At 71.3% G+C, this 6,475-nt stretch carries 8 protein-coding genes; 3 read left to right on the top strand and 5 right to left on the bottom strand.

The annotated features are described in order from the left end of the window. The 3 genes from HMPREF3086_RS15820 to HMPREF3086_RS15830 all read right to left on the bottom strand — a co-directional run. On the bottom strand, positions 1-1,042 hold a 1,042-nt coding region (locus tag HMPREF3086_RS15820; protein ID WP_246831021.1), incomplete at its 3' end, for an alpha/beta hydrolase domain-containing protein. A 49-nt stretch (positions 1,043-1,091) separates the two neighbouring features. Then, the gene (locus HMPREF3086_RS15825; RefSeq protein ID WP_070722875.1) at positions 1,092-1,592 is read right to left on the bottom strand and encodes a cupin domain-containing protein; all 501 of its coding nucleotides are present in this window, start codon (positions 1,590-1,592) and stop codon (positions 1,092-1,094) included. 115 nt (positions 1,593-1,707) lie between these two features. Further along, positions 1,708-2,322: a hypothetical protein gene (locus HMPREF3086_RS15830; protein WP_141764126.1), complete on the bottom strand. Its 615-nt coding sequence runs from the start codon at positions 2,320-2,322 to the stop codon at positions 1,708-1,710. Positions 2,323-2,615: 293 nt separating this feature from the next. On the opposite strand from HMPREF3086_RS15830, the gene HMPREF3086_RS15835 reads away from it, so the two are divergent. Continuing rightward, a complete protein-coding gene (locus tag HMPREF3086_RS15835) occupies positions 2,616-3,452 on the top strand; it encodes an SDR family oxidoreductase (RefSeq protein ID WP_061229798.1) in 837 nt (278 codons plus the stop codon). A gap of 77 nt (positions 3,453-3,529) precedes the next feature. On the opposite strand, the gene HMPREF3086_RS15840 is transcribed toward HMPREF3086_RS15835, so the two are convergent. Both HMPREF3086_RS15840 and HMPREF3086_RS15845 read right to left on the bottom strand, forming a co-directional pair. Beyond that, complete coding sequence (locus tag HMPREF3086_RS15840; RefSeq protein ID WP_070722880.1) at positions 3,530-4,027, bottom strand: hypothetical protein; 498 nt, start codon at positions 4,025-4,027, stop codon at positions 3,530-3,532. A 104-nt stretch (positions 4,028-4,131) separates the two neighbouring features. Next, entirely contained in the window at positions 4,132-4,455 is a 324-nt protein-coding gene (locus HMPREF3086_RS15845) for a hypothetical protein (RefSeq protein WP_070722882.1), read from the bottom strand. Positions 4,456-4,596: 141 nt separating this feature from the next. Here HMPREF3086_RS15845 and HMPREF3086_RS15850 point away from each other — a divergent pair, with 141 nt between their 5' ends. Together HMPREF3086_RS15850 and HMPREF3086_RS15855 are read left to right on the top strand one after the other, a co-directional pair. After that, the gene (locus HMPREF3086_RS15850; RefSeq protein ID WP_061229799.1) at positions 4,597-5,421 is read left to right on the top strand and encodes an acyl-CoA thioesterase; all 825 of its coding nucleotides are present in this window, start codon (positions 4,597-4,599) and stop codon (positions 5,419-5,421) included. 43 nt (positions 5,422-5,464) lie between these two features. Further along, on the top strand, positions 5,465-6,475 hold a 1,011-nt coding region (locus HMPREF3086_RS15855; protein WP_210401888.1), incomplete at its 3' end, for an acyl-CoA dehydrogenase family protein.

Raw genomic sequence — 6,475 nt, forward strand, 5'->3', positions numbered from 1 at the left:
CCCCCCCGCCGATCCACGTGATGAGGTGGCGCAGCGCGGCCCGGCACGCGAACACCTGCTGGCCGCTGTTGATCGCGCCACCGCAGTCGACCATCCCCGCGAGCTCGCCCAACTGGTAGGCGTCCGCGTGGGCCTGGCCGGCGATCTCCCAGGTGACGATCTTGTCGGAGTCGGGCTGGCGGGCGCGAGCCGAGTCGAGCAGGCCACCGAGGTCGCCCTCGGCCTGCACCACCAGGACGGGCGTGTCAAGGTCGTCACGCAGGAGCAGGGTCCGCGAGGAGACGGCAGCGGCGATGCCGGCCGCGCGGCCGCGGTCGTCGAACGGCAGGGCCCCACCGCCGCGGCTGTGCAGCAGGAACCCATCGAATACGCCGGCCAGCGGGTGGACGCCGTCGATGTAGGAGGTCAGTGCGATGGCCGACTGCGACTCCCCGATCGCGATCACTGTCTCCGGAGCGAGCCCGGCCAGCGGGCCGTCTTCGAACGGGGCCCCGCCGTCTCGCGACCCGCCCGCCGCGCGGCAGTACCGACCGATCTGGGTGACGATGTCGTACGAGTAGGCGTCGCCGGGATGGTGCAGGTCGCCGTAGCGGTCCCTGCGCTGCGCCCGCAGGCCACCGGTCTGTCCGCCCATGCCCACGGCGGCGTCACCGCCCTCGACGGCGATGAACTGCGCCGACACCCCGACCCACGCGTGGCCGGCGCGGATGATCTCCTCGGCGAGGTAGGTGTACTCGGGCGCGGCGTCCTGGCCGCCGCTGACGTTGAGCCACTCCACCAGCACCACGCCGCTGAACCGCTCGGCGGACGGGCGGCGGACCAGCACGCGGGTGCAGTAGGGCTGAGAGTCGGCCTCGGCGAGCGTGACCCGGCCATCGGTGGGCAGCTCGCCGACCGAGGACGACACCGCCTCGCCCGCACACGACCACTCGGACTCGATGAACCCCGCGGCGGGGAGGTCCGGGCCTGGGCGGGCGGCCATGGGCGGCACGGCCCGGCCCTCGGCGAGTTCGGCGAACGTCGGGGTCGCGACTGGCTGCATGGCCCCGATTGTCCCCCGGCGCGAGGCGGGGCCGGGCCCCTATCCGGACTTACGGGTCAGAGATCGTCGGCGGCGGACCCAGGATCTCGATGTCGTGTCTGGCGGCCGCCTCCTGCAGCGCGACGGGATCGACGGGCGAGCGCTCCGGGAGCACCCTCTCCCGGGCACGCTCGCCCGCCTCCGCGGTGAACTCCTCGAAACCCGCCGGGACGGTAATCTGGAGGGTCCGCAGCGGCTCCTCCCCCAGCACCACGAAGGTGTGCGCCGACCCCACGGGCAGGAACACCGTGTCGCCGGCGCGGGCCTCGAAGACCTCGCCGTCGCACCGGAACCGGGCCGCGCCCGACGGGACGTAAAAGCACTCGTCCTCCCTGAGATGGCGGTGGACCGGCGGCGAGAATCCCGGCGGGTTGAGGAAGTCGAGCACGGTGAGACGACCACCCGTCTGGCTCCCGGCGACCTTGACCGTGACCAGACTCCCCAGGAACCAGTAGGCGGTCCCCTCCTCGGAGCGCAGAACCGTCCCCGTGACCAGAGGTTTCGCGACCATGACCGCACCTTTCGCCGTGCAGACCGGTGGGGTACCTGCAAGTATTCTCCGGCGACAGCGCATGTCAAGAGTCGATGCGGCTCCCCCTCGCCCGGCGTGAGGCACGCGGCGTGCGCTACTCCCCGTCCGGACCGGGCGCATCATCCGCCGCAGTGGACGGGGTCGACTCATCGGTCGGCGAAGGCGTCGTCGTGACGACACTGGTCGGCGGGGACGTCGGCGTGGCGACACTGGTCTGTCGCGAACTCGTCGCCGGCGCCGCGGCGTCCTCGATCGGGGCCCGGGTCCGCGAACTGGTCCGGGTGGGCGACGCATGGGGCAGAGCCGGGGTCGTAGCCGCCGACGTCCGCGCGGGGGTCGGTGTGAGCGTGGGAGCCGGAGGGCTCGGCCGCTCGGAAGGCGCACAGCTGCTCAGGTGCTTCTGCGCCATCCACGTCGGCGCGCCCTTGGCGACCGCTTCGGCCGGGCAGGTCCCCAGGCGGATCGACACGTCCGCGACCCTGCGCCACCTGCCGTCCGAGAACGCCACCCAGTACCGATCACCCGACACGGCGCTGGCCATGACGGCCCAGCCCGCCTGGCAGTCGATGATCCGCGCACCGCTGTTCGGGAACAGCAGGTCGGCGTTGATCACCGCGGAATCGCACTCCGGCCCCGTCACCTCCAGCACCCCGGCGCCCTCGGGACCGGAGGGCCGCGGGACGATCCAGGACATCCGGGGAGAAGCCACTCCCGGCAGCCGAGGGCGAGACCTCGACGGCCGGTGTCTCCGACCCGGACCCACTGCTGCGGACCAGGGCGACCACGCCCACCCCGACCACGAGCACGGCGAGGGCGGCCGCCAGAACAGTGATCAGCGTCCTGGAAGCCGTGAGTTCGGGGCGACCGGTCATCGCGCCTCTCCTGCACGGTCGGAACCACACCCGTTTGTGAGGTCATTTTTATGCTACGGGGCGCGTCAAGTGGGCGATCGGTCGCCGATACCCGCCCCGCGGTCGGCGGTTATCGGAGAGGATCGTGCCCATGACGGACTCCACTCGCACCCTGGCCGGAAAGACCCTGCTGATGTCGGGCGGCAGCCGCGGCATCGGCCTGGCCATCGCCCTGCGCGCCGCCCGCGACGGTGCGAACATCGCGATGCTCGCCAAGACCGACACTCCCCACCCGAAGCTCGAGGGCACCGTGCACACCGCCGCGGCCCAGATCGAGGAGGCGGGAGGGAAGGCCCTGGCCGTGGTGGGCGACGTCCGGAACGAGGACTCGGTGCAGGAGGCCGTCGACAGGACGGTCGAGGCGTTCGGCGGGATCGACATCGTGGTCAACAACGCCAGCGCGATCGACCTGTCACCGACCCCTGACCTGGCCATGAAGAAGTACGACCTCATGCAGGACATCAACTGCCGCGGCTCGTTCCTGCTGTCCAAGACGGCGCTGCCGCACCTGGAGGCCTCGGACGCCGCCCACATCCTCACGCTGTCCCCGCCGCTCAATCTCAATCCCAAGTGGGCGGGCAGCTTCCTCGGCTACACGATCGCCAAGTACGGCATGAGCCTGGTGACGTTGGGCCTGGCCGAGGAGCTCAAGGGACGCGGGATCGCGGCCAACAGCCTGTGGCCGCGCACCACCATCGCCACCGCCGCCGTGGCCAACCTGCTCGGCGGCGAGGAGATGGTCGCGCGCAGCCGCACGCCGGAGATCATGGCCGACGCCGCGCACGCGGTCCTCACGCGCGACCCCCGCGAGTGTACGGGCAACTTCTTCATCGACGACGACGTCCTCACCGAGGAGGGCGTCACCGACTTCTCCGTCTACGGCGGCCCCCTCGAGGAGCTGGAGCTCGACATCTTCCTCGACGCCTGACCTGGGAGACGGTCGCGTAAGCGCGGCTGCGGCGCTATCCGGGCTTCACCCGGTCACGCGCTGCATATCCGGAAGTGTCAGAGTCGGAAGCCGGGCGGCAGCGGGATAGGAGTCGCATCGCCGGTCCCTGCGAACGGGTTCCACACGTAGACCGTCGAGTTGTACGTGGCGGCGGCGTTCGGCTGCCCGGGCGCCGGCTCCTGCTGGATGCGGAGTTCGACGTGAAAGTTGCTGTGCTGACCGAGCAGGACGCGCGGAGTGTTGCCAGGCTGGGTGGCGACGCGCTCACCGCGATGGAACAGCACGACTCTGGTGGGCGACGACCCGGTCCCCCCGGCCGTCTCGAGGAAGAGGAAGCCCAGGTCGCCGCACAGATTGGCATGTGCGCCAACGTCCCAGCCGACGCCGGGGAACGGGCCAGGCGTTTCAGACGCGATCCGCTGGACGTCTACGGAACAGTCCGGTGGAGGCGGGGTCAGTGAATCGGTATTGAGCGCCACCGCCGCGGGTGCCATGGCAACAGCGACGCCCGCGGCGGCAACAGCCGCGGTGACGGTTCTGGTGATCGCGTCCATGGAAATCTCCTACCGTGTCGACGCTGTTTCTGTGACGTCGTTCACATGTTAGAGACGGGCCACAATCGGGTCAACGATTCCAACCTGGCAGGCCCGAGCCGCCGCTACTTCGCGTCGGCGAGCGCGTAGGCCGCGCCCGACGCCGCCGCCGTCACCGTGAGCACCGCCGGCCACGAGCCCATCTTCTTGGCCAGCGGGTGCGACGCGCCGAACGCCGCCACGTACAGCGCCGACAGGCCCACCGTGGTGGGCACGTCGGTCTTGGCCGCCCACGAGCGACCGGCCCAGACGCCGGCCGCCGCCAGCACGACCCCACCGAGCGGACGGATCCCCGTCTCACGGGCGGTCAACCACCCGCCGAGCAGCCCGGTGGCCACGACGGCGGCGGTGGAGACGGACTCATGACTCTTCACATCGATCATCGGCATGACCCGATCCTATGGCCGAAGGCCCACGTGGGCGGGACGGGCGTTCCTCGTCGTCGTCGCCGTATCTCTCGGTACGGTGAGCCCAACGCCGCCCGCACGCGCCCCCGGCGGCGACGCCCCGCCCGCCCCACAGGAGGCCCCGTGACCAGTCAGGACACCGCCACGCACGTGCTCGATGAGGTGGTGGCGCTGGAGCCGCTCGGCGAGAACCTCTACCGCGGCCGCACGCACGAGGCGTACGCCAACATGGTCGGCCCGTTCGGCGGCACCACGGCGGCGACGATGCTGGCCGCGGTCCTGCAGCACCCCGAGCGGCACGGCGACCCGCTCGCGCTGACCCTCAACTACGCCGGGCCCGTCGCCGACGGCGAGTTCCTCATCGAGGCGCGCCCCGCCCGCACCAACCGCTCCAACCAGCACTGGTGGATCGAGATGCGCCAGGGCGACGACGTGGTCACCACCGCCACGGCCATCACCGGGCTGCGGCGGGAGACGTGGTCGGAGACCGAGGCCGCCGCGCCCGCCGTACCCGCTCCGGAGGAGCTGCCCTCCGCCGGCGCCGACCGCGGCGTGAAGTGGGTGGAGAACTACGACATGCGGTTCGTCGAGGGGGGATGGGAGGCCGTCGCGGCGGGCGAGGAGAGCCCGGGGTCGACGACGACGATGTGGATCCGCGACGCCCCGGCCCGCGGTCTCGACCATCTCGCGCTGACGGCCATGTGCGATTCGTTCTTCCCGCGCGCATTCCTGCGGCTCGGTCGGCCGGTCCCCGCGGGCACGGTGACGCTGACGATCCACTTCCTGGCCACCGCCGACGAGATCGCCGCCCAGGGCACCGACTTCCTGCTGGGCAGCGTGCACTCGCACCGCTTCCACGGCAACTACCACGACGAGGCCGCGCGCCTGTGGGGTCGCGACGGGACGCTGCTGGCGACGGGCACGCAGCTTATGTATTTCAAGGGCTGAGCATTTCAAGAGCTGAGTACTTCAAGAGTTAGGAGCCGCCGCCATGACGACGTCGCTCGATCACACCAGCCAGCGCCACCACTCCACCCACGAAGTTCTCAACCAGGCGCCGCCGCGGGTCGACGTGGACGAGTTCGCCCTCAACTCGGCGCTGCAGGAGGCGGTGGCGACCTTCTCGCCGCACGCGCGGGTCGAGGGGTTCCACGAGATCGGCCGGCACGTCGGCACCGCGCAGTACCAACACGACGCCGAGCTCGCCAACATCCATACGCCCGTGCACCACTCTCACGACCGGTGGGGCAACCGGGTCGACGAGATCGAGTTCCACCCCTCCTACCACCGCATCATGGAGTATTCGGTGGCCCACGGGCTGCACACCTCGGCGTGGGCCGACCCCGGGCAGGGCGCGAACGTCGAGCGGGCCGCCGGGTTCATGCTGGTCTCGCAGGTCGAGGCCGGGCACGGGTGCCCGCTGTCCATGACTCACGCCGTGGTCCCGTCGCTGCGGCTGAGCCCTGAACTGGCCGCCGAGTGGGAGCCGGCGCTGCTCTCCCGCGTCTACGACCCGGAGCTGCGCGACCCCGCCACCAAGTCGGGCGTGCTGTTCGGGATGGCGATGACCGAGAAGCAGGGCGGCTCGGACGTGCGCGCCAACACCACGACCGCCGAGCCCGTCACCGCCGGCGGCTCCGTGGGCGCGGGCGACTCCGGGTGCCACGTCCTGCGCGGCCACAAGTGGTTCTGCTCGGCGCCGCAGTCCGACGCGTTCCTCGTGCTGGCGCAGGCGCCGGAGGGGCTGAGCTGCTTCCTCGTTCCGCGCGTGCTCCCCGGCGGCGAGCGCAATCCATTCCTCGTGCAGCGGCTCAAGGACAAGCTCGGCAACAAGTCGAACGCCTCCTCCGAGGTGGAGTTCGACGGCACGCTCGGCTGGCTGGTCGGCGAGCCCGGCCGCGGCGTGCGCACGATCATCGAGATGGTCGGCCGCACGCGCCTGGACTGCGTGCTCGGTGCGGCGGCCGGCATGCGGCAGGGGGCGGCCGAGGCCGCGTGGCAC

Origin of the sequence: Dietzia sp. HMSC21D01 (genome assembly GCF_001815995.1) — a bacterium.
GTDB lineage: Bacteria > Actinomycetota > Actinomycetes > Mycobacteriales > Mycobacteriaceae > Dietzia > Dietzia cinnamea.